Annotated in this window: 16 protein-coding genes; 9 read left to right on the forward strand and 7 right to left on the reverse strand. The window is 71.2% G+C overall.

What is annotated here, in order from left to right; translation table 11 throughout:
* Positions 1-259 precede the first annotated feature (259 nt).
* The 4 genes from AC07OX_RS11400 (at position 260) to AC07OX_RS11415 (ending at position 3606) form a co-directional block, all read left to right on the forward strand.
* On the forward strand, positions 260-712 hold the full coding sequence (locus AC07OX_RS11400; RefSeq protein WP_487847445.1) for a MarR family winged helix-turn-helix transcriptional regulator: 453 nt from the start codon (positions 260-262) through the stop codon (positions 710-712).
* 81 nt (positions 713-793) lie between these two features.
* Entirely contained in the window at positions 794-1219 is a 426-nt protein-coding gene (locus AC07OX_RS11405) for an organic hydroperoxide resistance protein (RefSeq protein WP_062481095.1), read from the forward strand.
* 191 nt (positions 1220-1410) lie between these two features.
* Positions 1411-2529: a DUF2855 family protein gene (locus AC07OX_RS11410; RefSeq protein WP_495261498.1), complete on the forward strand. Its 1119-nt coding sequence runs from the start codon at positions 1411-1413 to the stop codon at positions 2527-2529.
* A 33-nt stretch (positions 2530-2562) separates the two neighbouring features.
* The gene (locus AC07OX_RS11415; RefSeq protein WP_495261497.1) at positions 2563-3606 is read left to right on the forward strand and encodes a serine/threonine protein kinase; all 1044 of its coding nucleotides are present in this window, start codon (positions 2563-2565) and stop codon (positions 3604-3606) included.
* Here AC07OX_RS11415 and AC07OX_RS11420 read toward each other — a convergent pair whose 3' ends face one another.
* Positions 3607-4503 (reverse strand): LysR family transcriptional regulator, encoded by an 897-nt coding sequence (locus AC07OX_RS11420; protein ID WP_095747085.1) that lies wholly within the window; start codon positions 4501-4503, stop codon positions 3607-3609.
* 90 nt (positions 4504-4593) lie between these two features.
* Here AC07OX_RS11420 and AC07OX_RS11425 point away from each other — a divergent pair, with 90 nt between their 5' ends.
* Genes AC07OX_RS11425 through AC07OX_RS11445 form a run of 5 tightly spaced genes read left to right on the forward strand, consistent with a single transcriptional unit; the run spans position 4594 to position 9941 of the window.
* A complete protein-coding gene (locus tag AC07OX_RS11425) occupies positions 4594-6303 on the forward strand; it encodes an acyl-CoA dehydrogenase family protein (protein WP_495261496.1) in 1710 nt (569 codons plus the stop codon).
* Between the two features lie 34 nt (positions 6304-6337).
* Entirely contained in the window at positions 6338-7327 is a 990-nt protein-coding gene (locus AC07OX_RS11430; protein WP_495261495.1) for a Bug family tripartite tricarboxylate transporter substrate binding protein, read from the forward strand.
* 37 nt (positions 7328-7364) lie between these two features.
* Entirely contained in the window at positions 7365-8333 is a 969-nt protein-coding gene (locus tag AC07OX_RS11435; protein WP_495261494.1) for a tripartite tricarboxylate transporter substrate binding protein, read from the forward strand.
* A gap of 16 nt (positions 8334-8349) precedes the next feature.
* The gene (locus tag AC07OX_RS11440; RefSeq protein WP_495261493.1) at positions 8350-8796 is read left to right on the forward strand and encodes a PaaI family thioesterase; all 447 of its coding nucleotides are present in this window, start codon (positions 8350-8352) and stop codon (positions 8794-8796) included.
* Positions 8793-9941 (forward strand): CaiB/BaiF CoA transferase family protein, encoded by a 1149-nt coding sequence (locus tag AC07OX_RS11445; protein WP_495261492.1) that lies wholly within the window; start codon positions 8793-8795, stop codon positions 9939-9941. The genes AC07OX_RS11440 and AC07OX_RS11445 overlap by 4 nt, the downstream gene beginning before the upstream one ends.
* A 12-nt stretch (positions 9942-9953) precedes the next feature.
* On the opposite strand, the gene AC07OX_RS11450 is transcribed toward AC07OX_RS11445, so the two are convergent.
* From AC07OX_RS11450 to AC07OX_RS11475, 6 genes are read right to left on the reverse strand one after another with little or no spacing between them, the layout of a single operon-like run.
* Positions 9954-10943 (reverse strand): Bug family tripartite tricarboxylate transporter substrate binding protein, encoded by a 990-nt coding sequence (locus AC07OX_RS11450; RefSeq protein WP_495261491.1) that lies wholly within the window; start codon positions 10941-10943, stop codon positions 9954-9956.
* Positions 10940-12154 (reverse strand): VWA domain-containing protein, encoded by a 1215-nt coding sequence (locus AC07OX_RS11455; RefSeq protein ID WP_062482648.1) that lies wholly within the window; start codon positions 12152-12154, stop codon positions 10940-10942. The genes AC07OX_RS11450 and AC07OX_RS11455 overlap by 4 nt, the downstream gene beginning before the upstream one ends.
* A complete protein-coding gene (locus tag AC07OX_RS11460; RefSeq protein WP_495261490.1) occupies positions 12151-14499 on the reverse strand; it encodes a DUF5682 family protein in 2349 nt (782 codons plus the stop codon). Before AC07OX_RS11460 ends, AC07OX_RS11455 begins: the two co-directional genes overlap by 4 nt.
* A gap of 13 nt (positions 14500-14512) precedes the next feature.
* Positions 14513-15592, reverse strand: a complete 1080-nt coding sequence (locus AC07OX_RS11465) for an AAA family ATPase (protein WP_062482644.1) — start codon at positions 15590-15592, stop codon at positions 14513-14515.
* Complete coding sequence (locus AC07OX_RS11470; protein WP_495261489.1) at positions 15589-17154, reverse strand: DUF5691 domain-containing protein; 1566 nt, start codon at positions 17152-17154, stop codon at positions 15589-15591. Before AC07OX_RS11470 ends, AC07OX_RS11465 begins: the two co-directional genes overlap by 4 nt.
* Entirely contained in the window at positions 17151-18497 is a 1347-nt protein-coding gene (locus AC07OX_RS11475; protein WP_495261488.1) for an SWIM zinc finger family protein, read from the reverse strand. Before AC07OX_RS11475 ends, AC07OX_RS11470 begins: the two co-directional genes overlap by 4 nt.
* Between the last annotated feature and the right edge of the window lie 4 nt (positions 18498-18501).

Raw genomic sequence — 18501 nt, forward strand, 5'->3', positions numbered from 1 at the left:
CGTTTCGCGGATCAGGGCTCGCAGCTGTTTGAGCGAAGCGAGTTCTGCGAGACCCCGCGAAACGCGAGCACCGCAGGTTGCCCGTAGCGAAGCGAAGGGTCGCAGACAGTGGGGTCGCCTTTCTTTGCTTACTTTCTTTGGCGAAGCAAAGAAAGTGAGTCGCCCGCCGGGGCGAGTCCCGGCCCCGGAAAGCACCCCCCAAAACCAATCCAAAACAACTGCATTGCACACAATTCAATTGCGAACTACAATTCAACCCATGCCAACGAAACCCAACACAGACGACCTGCTCAAGCTAGACAACCAGCTCTGCTTCGCCGTCTACTCCGCCTCCTTGGCAATGACCCGCCTCTACAAGCCGTTGCTAGAAAAGCTCCAGCTCACCTACCCCCAATACCTCGTGATGCTCGCCCTCTGGGAGCAAGACGGCCCCACCGTCTCCGCCCTCGGCGAGCGTCTCTCTTTGGACTCCGGCACCCTCACCCCGCTGCTAAAACGCCTCGAAGCCAACGGCTACGTATCCCGAGTCCGCGACGTCGCAGACGAGCGCCGCGTCCACATCACGCTCACCCCCGCAGGCCGCAAGCTCAAGTCCCGAGCCGCCAACGTCCCCGAGTGCCTCATGGCCGCCGCCGAATGCTCCGTCCCCGAGCTGATCGCCCTCACGCAGCAGATCCAGACCCTGCGCGACCGCATCCGCAAAGCCGCCTGACACACAACCCATCCAGAGTTCTCCCCGGCTTCGTGAGAAGAAGCCCTTTCATCACCACTCCCCTGACCAAAGGAAATCACCATGACCACCAAGCTCGACAAAGTTCTCTACACCGCAGAAGCCCACACCGTCGGCGGCCGTGACGGCGCCGGCAAGTCCAGCGATGGCGCCATCGACGTCAAGCTGAGCTCGCCCGGCTCGGGCAAGCCCGGCACCAACCCCGAGCAGCTGTTCGCGGTCGGCTACGCAGCCTGCTTCATCGGCGCCATGAAGGCCGTCGGCCCGAAGATCAGCGTCAAGGTGCCGGAAGAAGTCGCCATCGACTCCAAGGTCTCCCTCGGCCCGACGAACGGCGGCGCGGCCTACGGCATCTCGGTGCAACTGGCGATCTCGCTGCCCGGCCTCGACGACGCACAGAAGAAGCTGCTGGTCGACACCGCCCACCAGGTCTGCCCCTACTCGAACGCCACCCGCGGCAACATCGACGTGGAACTGACGATCGTCTGATTTCCCGCCTCCGGGCGACACGAAGCAAAGCGCCCCGGCCCCAAGCCCGGGCGCTTTTTTCATGTCTGTCTCACGGGTGACGCCGAAACGCACGCCGAGATAGCGCCTTTCACCAAGCTTGGCTAATGTGGCCGCACGTCTCGCCCGTCCCGCCCACCCGTCTTCAACACACACCCGTGGAGATCGACCCCATGAGCACCACCCACCTCCTGATCCGCAAAGACCAGCTGGCCACCACGCGCCTGCACACCGACACCTCCGACCGGCCACTGACCGACGGCCAGGTGCGCGTGCGCATCGACAGCTTTGCGCTCACCTCCAACAACATCACCTACGCCGCCTTCGGCGATGCGATGAGCTACTGGCAGTTCTTTCCCTCCGAGGAAGAAGGCTGGGGCAGCATCCCGGTGTGGGGCTTCGCCAGCGTGGTGCAGTCGCAGCACCCGGGCGTGGCCGTGGGCGAACGGATCTACGGCTACTGGCCGATGTCCACGAGCGCGGTGCTCAGCCCCGACCGGCTCTCGCCCTCGCGCTTCACCGACGCGGCGGCGCACCGCGCCGAGCTGCCCGCGGTCTACAACCAGTACTTCCGCTGCAACGCCGACCCGCTGTACACCACCGACACCGAAGACCTGCAGGCGCTGCTGCGCCCGCTGTTCATCACCTCGTGGCTCATCGACGACTTCATGGCCGACAACGACTTCTTCGGCGCCACCACCATGCTGCTGTCGAGCGCCTCGAGCAAGACGGCCTACGGCACGGCCTTCCAGCTGCACCAGCGCGACGGCATCGAAGTGGTCGGCCTCACCTCGCCCGCCAACGTGGCCTTCTGCCAGAGCCTGGGCTGCTACGACCGCGTGGTGACCTACGACGCGCTCGACACCATCGCGGCCGACACGCCCTGCGTGTACATCGACTTCGCCGGCAACGGCGAGCTGCGCACCGCGATCCACGAGCGCTTCACCAACCTGAAGTACAGCAGCTCGATCGGCGGCACGCACGTGGAGCAGCTCGCCGCCAAGGGCGCGGGCAAGAGCCTGACCGGCCCGCGCGCCACGCTGTTCTTCGCGCCGGCGCAGATCAAGAAGCGCACCACCGAATGGGGCGCTGACGAGTTCGGCCGACGCATGGTGGCCGCGTGGCACCGCTTCCTGGCCACGGTGACCGACACCAGCAACCCCTGGCTGCACACCGAGCACCACCATGGCGGCGAGGCGGTGCAGGCCGCCTACGCGCAGGTGCTGGCGGGCAAGGGCGACCCGCGCACCGGCCATATCCTTTCGCTTTACAAACAAGCGGGCGCTCGCTGACCCGCGCGGGGCCCATGTGGCGACAATCGCCGCATGACCCCTTCTTCTGTCGCGCCCGCGAACACCCATCCTTACGAGAGCCTCACGCCCGACGTGGTGCTCGACGCGCTCGCGACACTCGGCCTGCACGGCGACGGCCGCCTCACCGGCCTGAACTCCTATGAAAACCGGGTCTACCAGGTCTACCTGGAAGACCCCAATCCCCATCCGGCGGTGGTGCTCAAGTTCTACCGCCCCGGCCGCTGGAGCGAGGCCGAGATCCTCGAAGAGCACGCCTTCTCGCTCGAACTGGCCGCCGGCGAGGTGCCGGCCGTGCCGCCGCTGGCCTTCGACGGCAAGACGCTGCACCACCACGCCGGCTTTGCCTTCAGCGTGAGCCCCTACCGCGGCGGGCGCGCGCCCGAGCTGGACAACTTCGAGGTGCTCGAATGGGTGGGCCGCTTCCTGGCGCGCATCCACACGGTGGGCAGCGCCAAGCCCTTCGAGGCCCGCCCCGCGCTCGACCTGCAGACCTTCGGCCTCGATTCGCGCGACTGGCTGCTGGAGAACGACAAGATCCCGCTCGACATGCAGCGCGACTGGGAAAAAATCTGCAACGAGGCGCTGGACATGGTCCGCGCCACCGCCCTGGCGCTGCAGCCGTCGGCCTCCGACTTCAAGCCCCGCAAGCTGCGCCTGCACGGCGACGTGCACCCCGGCAACATCCTGTGGACGCCCACCGACCGCCCCGGCGGCGGCCCGCACTTCGTCGACCTGGACGACGCGCGCACGGGCTTTGCCGTGCAAGACCTGTGGATGTTGCTGTCGGGCGACCGCGCGCAGCGCACCGCGCAGCTGTCGGGCCTGCTCGACGGCTACGAGCAGTTCCGCGAATTCGACCGCCGCGAGCTGGCGCTCATCGAGCCGCTGCGCACGCTGCGGCTCATCCACTACAGCGCCTGGCTGGCACGCCGCTGGGAAGACCCGATCTTCCCGATCAACTTCCCGTGGTTCGGCTCCAGCGACTACTGGAAGGGCCAGATCCTCGTGCTGGAAGACCAGTGCGAGCAGATGGCCGAAGAGCCCCTCTACGCGTGATCACTGAGCGGCGTTCGCGGCCAGGCTCTGCGCCACGCCTTCGAGCAGCCGCTCGACCAGCACATTGACCGGCCCGGTGCGCCACACGCCGTAAGCCTCCGACTGCGCCACCGCGCGGTCGAGCGGGCGGAACACCGCACCGCGCAGCGCCGAGTGCCGCATCGCCTGCGGCACCAGCGCCACGCCCATGCCCTGCGACACCAGCGACACCACGGCCAGCCAATGCCGCACCTCGTGGCGCACCTCGGGCAGGAAGCCCGCGTCGGCGCAGATCGACAGGATGCGCTCGTGGTAGTCGGGTGAGGCCTCGCGCGAGAACAGCACGAAGGGTTGATCGCGCAGGTCGGCCGGCGCCAGCACGCGCTTGCGCGCCAGCGCATGGCCCGCGGGCAGGCAGGCCACGAAGGGCTCCGACAGCAGCAACCGGTGCTGCAGCTCGGCCGGCATGCGGCTCGTGTGGACAAAGCCCAGGTCGAGCCGGTCATGCAGCAGCTCGGCGATCTGCACGCCCGAATTGAGTTCGCTCAGCGTGATGCGCACCGCCGGATGCCGCGCCTGGAACGCGCGCAGCGCGGGCGGCAGGCCGCGGTAGAGCATGGCGCCCACGAAGCCGATGCGCAGCCGGCCCGCCGAGCCGGTGGCCACGTCGCGCGCCTCCAGCGCCGCTTCTTCAGCCTGCAGCAGCACGCGCCGCGCCGACACCCGCAGCGCCTCGCCCGCGGGCGTGAGCCGCACCTCCTTGCTGTTGCGCTCGAACAGGCGTGCGCCCACCGAGTCTTCGAGCTGGCGGATCGCCACCGACAGCGGCGGCTGCGAAATCGCCAGCCGCCGCGCGGCGCGCCCGAAGTGCAGCTCTTCGGCGAGCACGGAGAAGTAGCGCAAGTGCCGTAGTTCCATGAATAGTCAAATCAAATCGCACAAGACCAAATCAATATTAGACACGGATCGTTGCCAACTCAACAATGCGGCGAACCAGGAGACGCCCGCATGCCCACACCCGCTGCTTCCGCCGCCACAGCCGCCGCGCACCCGATCCCCGATCGCCACGGCCAGAACCTCTTCACCACCGACACCGAGCTGCACACGCTGCTCGCGCTGTACCTGCCCGAGGCCCTGCTCACCCACATGCGCCCGCACTTCGAGCGCCTGGGCGGCCTGGCGGGCGGCCTGCTGGACGACCTGGCCGGCACCGCCGACCGCAACCCGCCCACGCTGAAGCAGCGCACGCGCACCGGCATCGACGAGCAGAAGGTCATCAAGCACCCGGCCTACGTCGAAATGGAGCGCCTGGCGCTCAGCGAGTTCGGCCTGGCCGCCATCTCGCACCGCGACGAGACCCTGGGCTGGAGCGGCAAGATGCCGCCGCTGGTCAAGTACGTGCTGACCTACCTCTTCGTGCAGGCCGAGTTCGGCCTGTGCTGCCCGGTCTCGATGACCGACTCGCTCACGCGCACGCTGAAGAAGTTCGGCGCGCCCGAGCTGGTCGCCAAGTACCTGCCGCGCCTGACCTCGCTCGACTTCGACGAACTCGCGCAGGGCGCGATGTTCATGACCGAGCAGGCCGCCGGCTCCGACATCGCCGCCACCGCCACCACCGCGCAGCGCCAGGCCGACGGCAGCTGGCGCCTGGCCGGCGACAAGTGGTTCTGCTCCAACCCCGACGCCGGCTTTGCGATGGTGCTGGCGCGCGCCGACGACGCGCCCGCGGGCATGAAGGGCGTGTCGCTGTTCCTGCTGCCGCGCGAGCTCGACGACGGCAGCCTCAACCACTACCGCATCATCCGCCTCAAGGACAAGCTGGGCACGCGCTCGATGGCCAGCGGCGAGATCCGCCTCGAAGGCGCGGTGGCCTACCTCGTGGGCGAGGAAGGCCGCGGCTTCCAGCAGATGGCCGACATGGTCAACAACTCGCGCCTGTCCAACGGCGTGCGTTCCGCCGGCCTGATGCGCCGCGCGGTGGCCGAGGCCGAGTACATCGCCTCCGAGCGCCGCGCCTTCGGCCGCGCGCTCGAGCAGATGCCGCTGATGCAGCGCCAGCTCGACAAGCTGCGCGTGCCGTCCGAACAGGCCCGCACCATGGTCTGCCAGACCGCGCAGGCGCTCGCGCGCTCCGACGCCGGCGAGCCCGATGCGTATGCGCTGCTGCGCATCCTCACGCCGCTCATCAAGTTCCGCGCCTGCCGCGACGCGCGCCAGGTCACGGGCGATGCGATGGACGTGCGTGGCGGCTGCGGCTACATCGAAGAGTGGAGCGACCCGCGCCTCGTGCGCGACGCACACCTGGGCTCGATCTGGGAAGGCACCAGCAACATCGTGGCGCTGGACGTGATCCGCGCCGTGAAGCGCGAAGGCTCGCTGCCCGTGCTGCGCGCGCACGTCGAAAAGCTCATCGGCGACGCCACCGAACTCACGCCGGCCTTTGCCGCCGCGCTGCGCGACACGATGGCACGCGCCTGCGCCCTGGCCGAGACCGCCGCGCGCGAAGGCGGCGACGTGCTCGCGCGCCAGGCCGCCTCGGCCCTGTACCACTGCACCAGCGCCGCCGCGATGGCCTGGGAGGCCTCGGCCGGCGGCTCCGCCGCGCGCCTGCGCTGGGCCCAGCTGGTGCTGCTGCACCGCGTGCTGCCGCGCGATCCGCTGGCGCCCGACGCACTGCCCGCCGACTGGCACGCCGCGCTGGTACGCACAGCGGCCTGAGCCCCTTTTTCGAGAACAACGGAGACAAGACCCCATGCGACAACGACTCAGCCTCCTCCTGGGCACCGCCTGCGCCGCGCTGCTGCTGGCAGCCACGCCCGCCGTGCACGCCCAGCCCGGCGCCTTCCCGACCAAGCCCATGACGCTGGTCGTTCCCTTCCCGCCCGGCGGCCCGACCGACGCGATGGCGCGCACGCTCGCCGCCGAGCTGCGCGACAAGCTCGGCCAACCCATGATCGTGGAGAACCGCGCGGGCGCGGGCGGCAACATCGGCGCCGACTATGTGGCGCGCGCCGAGGCCGACGGCCACACGCTGCTGTTCGGCACCTCGGGCCCGCTGGCCATCAACGTGAGCCTGTACCGCAAGATCAGCTACGACCCGACGAAGAGCTTCGCGCCCGTGATCCAGGTCGGCTACCTGCCGAACATCCTGGTGGTGAACCCGGCCCTGCCGGTGAAGAACGTGGCCGAGCTGGTCGCCTATGCCAAGGCCAACCCGGGCAAGCTCAGCTACGCCTCGTCGGGCAACGGCGCCTCGTCGCACCTGGCGGGCGTGCTGTTCAACTCGGTGGCCGGCACCGACCTGCTGCACGTGCCCTACAAGGGCACGGGCCCGGCGCTCAACGACCTGCTGGGCAACCAGGTCAGCATGACCTTCACCGACATCCTCACCGCGCTGCCCTACGTCAAGGCCGGCAAGCTGCGCGCGCTCGGCGTGGCCACCTCGGCGCGCTCGCAGGCGCTGCCCGAGGTGCCCACCATCACCGAGCAGCTGCACAAGCCCTACGACGTGAGCGTGTTCTTCGGCATCGTCGCGCCCGCCGGCACGCCGGCCGACCGCGTGACCAAACTCAACCACGCGTTCGCCGAGGTGCTCAACTCGCCGAAGGTCAAGCAGATGTTCGCCGCGCAGGGCCTGGAAGCCACGGCGGACACCTCGCCGCAGAAGCTCGCGCAGTTCATCGGCAGCGAAACGGCCAAGTGGAAGGACGTGGTGAAGAAGTCCGGCGCACAGCTCGACTGACCGCCACGACGCACAAGAAAAACAAGGAGACAAGAAGATGAAGACGCACCTGCTGTCACGCCTGATCGCCCTCGCCGCGCTGTTCACCGCAGCCGGCGCCGCCACCGCGGAGACCTACCCGCAACGCCCCGTCACGCTGATCGTTCCATACGCCGCGGGCGGTCCCACCGACCAGCACCTGCGCGCCGTCGCCGACGAGGCAGGCAAGGCGCTCGGCCAGCCCGTGGTGCTCGACAACCGCCCCGGTGCGAGCGGCACCAACGGCGCCGCCGCGCTGGTGCGCGCCGCACCCGACGGCTACACGCTGGCCGTGCTGCCGGCCTCGGTGTACCGCGAGCCCTTCATCAACAAGGTGGCCTTCGACCCGGCGCGCAGCTTCTCGTACGTGGTGATGCTGTCCGACTACACCTTCGGCCTCGCGGTGAAGGCCGACGCGCCGTGGAAGACCTGGCAGGACTTCGCGGCCGATGCCGCGCGCCGCCCGGGCAAGCTCAACGTGGGCGCCACCGGCGCGGTGGGCACGCCGCGCATCGTGATGGACGAGGCCGCCGAGATGGCGAAGGTCCAGCTCAACATGGTGCCCTTCAAGGGCGACGCCGAAGTCACCAACGCCATCCTCGGCGGCCACATCGACGCCGCGCCGCTCTCGGGCGTGGCCGTGCCGCACATCGATGCCGGCAAGATGCGCTACCTCGTGATGCTCACGCCGCAGCGCGTCAAGCGCTACCCGCAAGTGCCCACGCTGCGCGAGCAGGGCGTGGACGCGGTCATCGATTCGCCCTACGGCATCGCCGGCCCGGCCGGCATGGACCCGGCGCGCGTGAAGACCGTGCACGACGCCTTCCGCAAGGCACTGGCATCGCCCGCCGGCCTGCGCGTGCTGGAGCAGCTGAACCAGCAGGCCAACGCGATGGACCCCGAGCAGTACCGCCGCTACGCGCTGGCCACGACCGCGCGCGAGAAGGAGCGCGTGGCGCGCCTGCGCCAGCGCGGCCTGCTCGACTGACCCCCAGACGCACACCATGTCGGACACCGCTTTCGTCGACGAACCACCGGGCGTGCTGTTCGGCCTGCCCATGCCGATGGCACGCGCCTTCGCGCTGCGCGGCGAAGCCATCGGCGACGAGCGCGCGCGCGTGCGCATGCCCTACAGCGCCGACCACACCAACAGCCGCGGCGACGTGCACGGCGGCGCGATCGCCGTGCTGTTCGACTGTGCGCTCTCCAGCGCCGTGCGTTCGCACGCGCCCACGGCCTTCGGCGTGGTCACCGTCGACATCACGGTGCACTACACCGCGCCCTGCGCCGGCGACGTGATCGCCAGCGCCGTGTGCGAGCGGCGCGGGCGTGCGATGTGCTTCGCGCGCGGCGAGGCGCGCAACGCCGACGGCGAGCTGCTCGCGCTGGCCACCGGCACCTTCAAGCTGGTGCCGCGCACCGCTCCCTCTTCTTCCGAGTCCACCCCATGACCACCGCCCCTTCTTCGACCGGCGCCCTCGCGGGCATCCGCGTGCTCGACATCTCGCGCATCCTCGGCGGCCCCTACTGCGGCCAGATCCTCGGCGACCACGGCGCCGACGTGCTCAAGGTCGAGCCGCCGCAAGGCGACGACACGCGCACCTGGGGCCCGCCCTTCAAGGAAGGCGTGGCCTCGTACTACCACGGCCTGAACCGCAACAAGCGCGTGCAGCACCTGGACTTCTCGACCGAGGAAGGCCGCGAGGCGCTGCTGGCGCTGGTGGCCGAGGCCGACGTGCTGATCGAGAACTTCAAGACCGGCACGATGGAGCGCTGGGGCATCGGTTACGAGACGCTGTCGCAGCGCTTTCCGCGCCTGGTGTGGTGCCGTGTGTCGGGCTTCGGCGCCGACGGCCCGCTGGGCGCGCTGCCGGGCTACGACGCCGCCGTGCAGGCCATGACCGGCATCATGAGCATCAACGGCGAGGCCGACGGCGGCCCGCTGCGCGTGGGCCTGCCGGTGGTCGACATGGTGACGGGGCTCAACGCGGTGATCGGCGTGCTGCTCGCGCTGCAAGAGCGCCACCGCAGCGGACGCGGCCAGTTCGTGGAGGCGGCGCTGTACGACAGCGGCCTCTCGCTGCTGCACCCGCACGCGGCCAACTGGTTCATGGACGGCACGGCGCCGCGCCGCACCGGCAACGCGCACCCCAACATCTACCCCTACGACGCGCTGGCCACGGGCACCGACCCGATCTTCGTGGCCGTGGGCAACGACCGCCAGTTCGCGAGCTTCTGCCGCTGCATCGGCCTGCCCGCGCTGGCCGACGATCCGCTGTACCGCACCGCCGGCGCGCGCTCGGTGAACCGCGACGGCCTCAAGCAGCAGCTCGAAGCCGCGCTCGCCGCCTTCGACGGCCGCACGCTGGTCGACCAGCTGATGGCCGCCGGCGTGCCCGCCGCGCCCGTTCTGCCGGTGGCGGCCGCGCTGCAGCACCCGCACACGCTGCACCGCGAGATGGTGGTGGAGATGGAAGGCGGTTACCGCGGCATCGGCGCGCCCGTGAAGCTCAGCCGCACGCCGGCCAGCTACCGCCATGCGCCGCTGACGCCGGGCGACGCGTTCCTGCCCAACGACGACAACGCCGCGCGCTGACCTGTCGCGCGCTCAGTCGAGCGAGAGCTTGAGCGCGCGGATCAGCGGATGCCAGCGCGCCGACTCGCGCGCCAGCAGCGTTTCGAACTCGGCCGGCGTGCCGCCCACCGGCTCGACGCCGGCCTCGGCGAGGCGGCGCTGCACCACCGGGTTGTGCAGCGCGCTGGCCACCGCACGCTGCAGCCGCGCCACCACCTCGGGCGGCGTGCCCGCCGGCGCCACGAGGCCGTGGAAGATCGCGGCCTCGACCTTCGGCAAACCCAGCTCCGCGAAGGTCGGCACGCCCGGCAGTTGGGCCAGGCGCGCGGGGTTCGCCACCGCGAGCACGCGCAGCCGGCCGCCCTGGATGAAGCGGCGCGCCGTGGCGAGCTCGCCCATCGCGAACGGCAACTGCCCGCCCGCCACCTCGACCAGCGCCGGCCCGGCGCTGCGGTACGGCACATGCACCATCTCCAGCCCGGCCTCGCGCGCCAGCAACGCCATCGCGAGGTGCTGCGCGCTGCCGTTGCCGGCCGACGCAAAACTGAAGCGGCCCGGGAAGGCGCGCGCGTCCTCGATGAAGGCACGCGCATCGCGCACGCCGCTGGCCGGGCCGACCAGCAGCACCATCGGCAGCCGCACCAGCTGCGTGACGGGCGTGAAATCGCGCGACGGGCTGTAGCTCAGGCTGCGGTACAGCGCCGGGTTGAACACCCACATGCCGTTGTCGGCCGACAGCACGGTGTGGCCGTCGGCCGGCGCGCGCGCGGCCTCGAGGGCGGCGAGCGCGGTGTTGCCGCCGGGGCGGTTCTCGATCTGCACCGGCTGGCCCGTGTCGATGGCGAGCTGGGCACCGATGGCGCGCGCGACGACGTCGGCGATCGCGCCCGTCGGGAACGGCACGATCCAGCGGATCGGCCGCGCGGTGTCGTCGGAGGGCTGCGCCCATGCCGTGCCGGCCACCAGACCCAGCAGCGCGGCCAGCCGCCGGCGTGTCAGGTCTGGTAGGCGGCGCTGCGTCACGGCGCGGCCCGGCTGGTCTTCAGGCCCTGCCCCGCGGCCCAGGTCGACACGTCCTCGCGCTTGATGGCCGCGGCCATGAGGCCCGGGAACGCATCGGGCGTGCAGGCGAACGAGGGCACGCCCAGCGCCGCGAGCTTGGCGGCCAGGTCGCGGTCGTACGAGGGCGCGCCCTCGTCGCTGAGCGCCAGCAGCGCGATGAACTGCACGCCGGCCTCCACCAGCTGGTGGGCGCGGCGCAGCAGGCCGTCTTCCACGCCGCCTTCGTACAGGTCGGAGATGAGGATCAGGATGGTGTTGCGCGGCTCGCGCACCAGCGTCTGGCAGTAGCCCACGGCGCCGTTGATGTCGGTGCCACCGCCCAGCTGCACGCCGAACAGCAGGTCGACCGGGTCCTGCAGCTGCTCGGTCATGTCGACCACGGCGGTGTCGAACACCACCAGCTTGGTCGACACCGCCGGCAGGCTCGCCATCACCGCGCCGAAGATGCTCGAATAGACCACCGACGCGGCCATGGAGCCGCTCTGGTCGATGCACAGGATCACTTCGCGCTGCGGCTGGCGCGCCTTGCGCCCGTAGCCCACCAGCGTCTGCGGCACCACCGTGCGGTATTCGGGCTGCCAGTGGCGCAGGTTGGCGCGGATGGTGCGGTGCCAGTCGATCTCCGAATGGCGCGGGCGGCGGTTGCGCTGGCTGCGGTTGAGCGCGCCGCTCACGGCGCTGCGCATCGGCTCCTCGAGCTTCTTCATGAGCTCGTCGACCACCTTGCGCACCACGGCGCGCGCCGTGTCCTTGGTGCCGGCCGGGATCACGCTCGCCAGCGCCACGAGGTTGGCCACCAGGTGCACGTCGGGCTGCGCGTTCTCGAGCATCTCGGGCTGCAGCAGCATCTGGCGCAGGTTCAGGCGCTCCATCGCGTCGCGCTGCATCACCTGCACCACCTGGCTCGGAAAGTACTTGCGGATGTCGCCGAGCCAGCGCGCCACGCTGGGCGCCGAATCGCCCCGGCCGCCGCGCTGCCCGCCCTGACCGAGGCCGCGCCGGCCGTCGGCTTCGTAGAGCGCGGCCAGCGCCTGGTCGATCTCGCGCACGCGGCCTTCGATGGCGCCGCAGCTGGCGTTGGCTTCGCTGCCGAGCACGAGGCGCCAGCGTTGCAGGCGGTCGGTGGGCGGCAGGGTTTCTTCTTCGTCGATGGGTGTTGGATTCGCGCTCATGCCTTCACTCCCAGCAGTTCCCGCAGCAGCGGCAGCGCGAGCACCGCGCGTGATTCGTCCCAGTCGATGGCGGCGACGGCGGACGGCAAGGTGCCGCCGACGGTGCCGCGCTTGGCGCGTTCGCCGAGCGCGCGCCGGTCGGCGCCCGAGAAGTCCGCGAAGCTGCGCCGCACCAGCGGCAGCACCTGCACGAAGTGCTCCTCGCCGAGCCCCGCGAGCCAGCCGTCGACCAGCGACCACACGGCATCGTCGTGCAGCAGCACCATCGCGTTGCGGTTGAGAAAGCCTTCGAGCCAGGCCGCCGCATCGGTGGGCGGTGCGCCGGCCGAGAGGTTGCGTGCCAGTTGCTGCGAAGCGCCGTCGCTGTCGATCTGCGCATCGTCGAGCAGCAGGCGGCAGCTCACGCCGCGCAGCAGCGGCGCGCCGGTTTCGCCGAAGGCGATGGCGCGCAGGGCGTTGCGCCAGGCGGTGGTCGTTTCTTCGCCGTCGCGCAGGCGCACGGCGTCGTGCGCGCCGATGAGGCGGGTGCGCAGCGACTCGGCGGCTTCGGCGTCGAGCGCGCCGCAGGCGATCGGCAGGCCGATGGCGCCGCGCACGATGAGGCTGTCGAGCACGTGCGAGAGCAGCGCGCTGTCGGTCTGGCGCACGCTGCCGTAGCGGAACACGTTGGCCAGCGGCGGCACGGCGCCGATGAGCTGCACGGCGTCGCCGGTGAGCGCGGCGCGGTCTTCGAGCGCGCGGGTCACGGCCTGCACGGCCACGGGCAGGTCGGCCAGCAGCACGGTGTCGACCTGCTCGGCCAGTGCGGTGAGCGAGGTCTCGGCCGCGAGCCCTTCCATCACGCGCGCGCTCGCGGCATGCGCCACGGTGGCACCGAAGCGGCTGGCCTCGATGACGCGCAGCGCGAACTCGGGCTGCCACTGCAGCTGCCACACCTCGTGGAAGGTGCCGCGGCTCGCGCGCTGGCCGGCAGTGACCTCGCCCCACGGCAGATCGAGCAGGCGCAGGCGGTGCAGCAGGTGGCTGCGTGCCAGGTCGTTGGGCTGGCGCAGGTCGAGGTCGAGCGTCTTCGCGGTGGCTTCGGGCTTGAGGCGCAGGCTCTTCTGCGCCTGTTCGAGGTCGCGCTGCAGCGGCACGGTGGGCACGTCGGCCGGCACCTGGCCCATGCGGTCGCCGACCGTGAGGCGTTCGCGGATGAGCGTGAGCGGCGCCTGCTCGCCCATGCAGATCACGCTGCGCACGGCCTCGTCGAGCTCGGGCAGGCCGGGCGCGGGGCGCTCGCGCAATGCGGCCAGCGTGTCGGCCAGGCGCGTGGCCTCGATGAGGTGGGCGGAGGAGCAGTCGAGGTCGTGCTCGCGCAGCAGGCGCGCGACGCGCGCGAGCCAGCCGGTGCTGCGCCCCGCCACCTCGTGCCCCTGCTGCCACAAGTGCTCGTACCAGCCCGGCGAATCGATGCCGGCGCCATAGCCGCTGGCGCTCGTGAGGTGCCGATACGTCCACGGCACCCAGGTCGCGAGCACCTTGAGCTTGGGCAGGCCCTTGAGCAGCGCGGCATCGGCCTTGGCGGTGGCCGCGCCCTGCAGCGCGGGCACGTGCCACGCACCACACACGACGGCGATGCGCTGGTGGCCGGCCTTGACGGCTTCGCGGATCGATTGCCGCATGAAGGCTTCGCGCCGCTGCTCGCGTTCCATCGCGCGCACGCCGCGCCGGTCTTCGGGCGTTTCGGCGCGCACGGCGGTCATGGCCTCGGCGATGGCGCCGAACAGGTCTTCGCCGTCGCCGCGCTCCTCGACCATGTGGTTCCACCAGCTCTCGCCGTCGGCATAGCCGGCGACATGGGCGAGCCAGTCGAAGGGGTCGTCGGGCAGCGTGTTCGCCGCCTGTTCTTCCTCGGGGGCTTCGACGGTTTCGGCGACGGGCACCGTGTCGGTCTCGTCATCGCCGAGCGGTGTTTCTTCAGGCTCTGCGGCCTTGGCCTCATCGGCCGCGCGCGCAGCCTGCTCGATCGCCATGCGGTGCGCCTGCGGCAGGTCGATGAAGCGCGTGGGCACGCCGCGCGCGGCGCCCCACTGCAGCGCCTGCCATTCGGGCGAGAAGGTGGCGAAGGGATAGAACGCGGCCAGGCCCGTGTCCTCGCTCGCGTGGATCAGCACCGCCACCGGCGGTTGCAGGTCGGCATGCGCGAGGAAGGACAGCAGCGGCTCGGCCTCGGGCGGGCCCTCAACGAGGATGCAGTCGGGCTGCAGCGACTCGAAGGCGCGCAACAGGCTGCGCGCACAGCCGGGGCCGTGGTGGCGGATGCCGAAGTAGTGCAGCGGCGAAGGCGCCGCGCTCGTGCTCATGCGCTGGCTCGCGTCAGAGTTGTTCGCGGCAGGCGCGGTAGAGGTCCTTCCAGTCGGCCCGTTCCTTCACCACGGTCTCCAGGTATTCCTTCCACACCACCTGGTCCTGCACCGGGTCCTTGATGACCGCGCCGATCAGGCCCGAGGCCACGTCGGCCGAGCGCAGCACGCCGTCGCCGAAATGGCCGGCCAGCGCCATGCCGCTGTTGATGACCGAGATGGCCTCGGCGGTCGAGAGCGTGGAGGTGGGCGACTTGATGCGCGTCTTGCCATCTTCGGTCTGGCCGTTGCGCAGCTCGCGGAAGATCTGCACCACGCGGCGCACTTCCTGCAGCGCGGGCGGCTCGGCCGGCAGCGCGAGCGCGCGGCCCAGCTCGCCGACGCGCTTGACGACGATCTGCACTTCTTCGGCTTCGCTCGACGGCACCGGCAGCACCACGGTGTTGAAGCGGCGCTTGAGCGCGCTCGACAGTTCGTTCACGCCCTTGTCGCGGTTGTTGGCGGTGGCAATCACCGAAAAGCCGCGCGTGGCCTGCACCTCGGTGCCGAGCTCGGGCACGGGCAGCGTCTTTTCCGACAGCACGGTGATCAGCGAGTCCTGCACGTCGGCCGGGATGCGCGTGAGTTCTTCGACGCGCGCGATCTTGCCCAGGCGCATGGCGTGCACCAGCGGGCTCGGCACCAGCGCCTTTTCCGAAGGGCCGTGGGCCAGCAGCTCGGCGTAGTTCCAGCCGTAGCGCAGCTGTTCTTCGCTGGTGCCGGCGGTGCCCTGAATCAGCATGGTCGAGTCACCGCTCACGGCGGCGGCCAGGTGCTCCGACACCCACGACTTGGCGGTGCCCGGCACGCCGTACAGCAGCAGCGCGCGGTCGGTGGCAAGCGTGGACACGGCGATTTCCATCAGGCGCGAATTGCCGATGTACTTGGGGCTGACTTCGAAGCCGTTGGCCAGCTTGCCGCCCATCAGGTAGGTGAGCACGGCCCAGGGCGAGAGCTTCCAGTTGGCCGGGCGCTGGCGGTCGTCGACCTTCTGGAGCGCTTCGAGTTCTTCGGCGAATTGCTGTTCGGCATGCTGGCGCAGGACATTGCTCATGGACGGCCTTGGGAAGAGGTTGAAAGTGAGGAAGAAGAGGAAGAAGAAGAAGGAAGCGTGGCGACCAGCCGGCGCGCACGCACGATGCGCGCGGTGTCGGCCAGTGCGTTGGCGAGGCCGGGGCTTTCCTCGGCCGCGCGCGGCAGGTCGGCCAGCAGCGGCAGTGCATCCAGGTGCAGCAGCGCGGCGGCGGTGCCGAGCACCTGGCGCAGCACGTAGTCGTTGACGAGGTCGCCGCGCTCGACGCGCATGCGCAGCGCCTGCGCGATGCGCAGCGACAGCGCGGCCGACGGCGTGTCGCCGGGTGCGCAGGCCTGGTCGGCAAACGCGACGACGTCCTGCACGCCCTGCCCGGCATCGCCGAGCTGCGTCGCCCAGTGGCGCTCGCGGCGCTCGCGCGGCAACAGCGCCAGCAGCGGGCCCACGCCGCCGCGGTGGGCCCGCGGGCGGTCGAGCAGCGCGTCGCACCAGTCGAAATCCGGCGCGGCCAGCACGGCCTCGTTCCAGCCGCGCAGCAGCGCGTCGTGCCAGTCGCCCTTGGCAGCCCAATCGAGCAATGCAGCGGGCGTCAGGCCGGTGCGCGCGGTCCACCACGCGAGCGGCATCTGGCGCACCAGCTGGTAGAGCCACCACGCGCGCTCGCCGAGGCTGTCGTGCGTGGGGCGCGCGGCGTCGATGGCGTCGTCCTTCCAGCGCGGGTCGGCGGCCTCGGGGGCGTTGAGTTGCCAGGTCGCGCCTTGCGACGACAGCAGCGGCGCGAGGAAGGCTTCGACGCGCCGCACGTGCGCGCTGGCCGGCAGGCGCTGCAGCAGCTCGACCACGGTCTGGCGCACGTCGCGCGCGCGGTCTTTCAGCTGGGCTTCGAGCAGCGCTTCGTCGTCGGGGCCGAGGTTCTCGGCCAGTGCGCCGATCAGCACGGCGCGCTCCTTGGCGGGCAGTTGTGGCAGCTCGGCAGCGAGGCGTTCGCGCGCGCCGGCCGGGTCGTCGCGGCGTTGCTCGGCCAGCACGGCACGGCGCTGGTCGATGCTGCCTTCGTCCCAGCGGGTCTGCGTGTCGGCCTGCGCGCTGGCGCCGACGGCGTAGCGCCAGTCGTCGTTGCGCGCGGCCAGCCAGCGCCCGCGTTCGCCGAGGGCGAGCACCACGGCGGGCCGCAGTGCGGTGTCGCGGCGGCCGGCATCGAGCGCGGCGGGCAGCAGGCTGGGCGGCAGGCGCCAACCGGCGGTGGCGAGCACGGCCAGCACCTCGTGCTGCAGGCGCTGCGGGCCGCTGGCGAGTGCATCGGCGATCACGGCGAGCAAGGCGGGGTCGCCGAGCGCGGGGCAGGTGTCGTTGGCGGCGGGCGGTGCGTCGTCGGCCGGCAAGCCCGGTGCAACGAAGCCCGCGCGGCGGCCCACGGCCACGGCGCCCGCGACGCGCAGCAGCAGGCCCTGCGCGGTGTCGGTGGGTTGTTGCAGTGCTTGAAGCAGCGCGCCGAAATCGCCGGCCATGCCGTCGGCGGCCGGCACGGGTTGGCGTGCAGTGCCGACAAGCGCGGTCTGCAGCAAGGTGTTCCAGTGGCTCATGCGCGCGCTCCGCTCAAGGTCCAGACGGGTGTTCCACCCTCAGCCGCCCACGCGGTGAGCGGCGCGAAGTGTTCGCCGTCCCATTCGCCGAAGACGCGCAGCGGCGCGCCGCCCGAATGCGCCAGCAACTGCCAGGCTTCCGCCGCGGCCAGCTGCATCGGCAGGGCCTGCGACGCGGCGCCCAGGCGCAGCCACCACTGGTCGCCATGCCGCGCGGGCACGGCATCGGCCCACACCAGGGGCAGCAGCGGCTGCCACGGGTTGGCCGCGATCTGTTGTGCCATGCGCTGCCATTCGCCGGCTTCGTCGGAGGCGGCGACCGGCGCGGCGGTCGATGCGGCCTCGGCCGGCAACTCGGCCACCACCGCGCGCTGCGAGGCGTGGCCGGGATAGAAACACAGCACGGCCGCGCGTTCGCTGCCGCTGACCCAGCCGGTCTCGAAGCCCCGTCCGCCGTGCGAGTAGTCGAGCAGCAGCGCGCGGCGTCCGCTCGCGCGGCCTTGCAGCCACACATGGCGCTCGACCAGCTTGGTGTCGCGCTCGTCCAGGCACTGGCCCAGCACGAGCCAGTGGTCGTTCACGCGTTCGCCGTCGGCCAGCAGCGCCTCGCGGTCCTGCGGCCAGCCGAGCGCGGCGCGCAGGTCGGCGCGCGTGGCGGGCGAGAGGCTGTCGCGGCGCGGCACCGCATCGACGATCAGTTGCAGCCGGCCCAGCCGGTCGAGCAGCCGCGCGGGCCAGCCTTCGCCGGCGCCGATCAGTTCGGCCGCCTGCGTGATGCGCTGGCCGAGCCCCGGCGCCTGCGCATCGACCATGCGCGCGGCCATGGCGGCCCAGCCTTCGGCCTGCTCGCTGCCGAGCGCGGCCAGGCCGCGCTGGGTCTGGTCGTCGAGCCAGCGCGCGAGCTCCTGCACGCCGGCCTCGATGCGCTTCCAGCGCTGCGCGTCGCGCTTGGCGGCTGCGGCGGGATCAGGGGCGGCGGCCGGTTCGGCGGCGCGCGCTTCTTTCTTCTCGGCCTTCTCGCGGCGCGAGGCGAGCCAGTCGGCCACCCACGGCGGCGGCGCGCCGGCGGTGAAGCTGGCTTCGCTTTGCGCGCGCAGCAGCAAGAGCGCCAGGCCGTGCTTGCAAGGGAACTTGCGGCTCGGGCAGGAGCAGCGGAACACCGGGCCCGACAGGTCGACCTGCGTCTGGTACGGCTTGCTGCCGCTGCCCTGGCATTCGCCCCAGACAGCGTCGTCGGAATGCCCGAGCGTGGGCCACTTGGCGGGCGCGAGCAGGCCTTTGGCGGCCTTCGCGGAGGCGTCGTCCGGCGCGAGCGCGAGGACGGCTTCGGTACTGAGACTCATGGAA

It is taken from the genome of Variovorax sp. GW821-FHT09D07 (assembly GCF_059416345.1).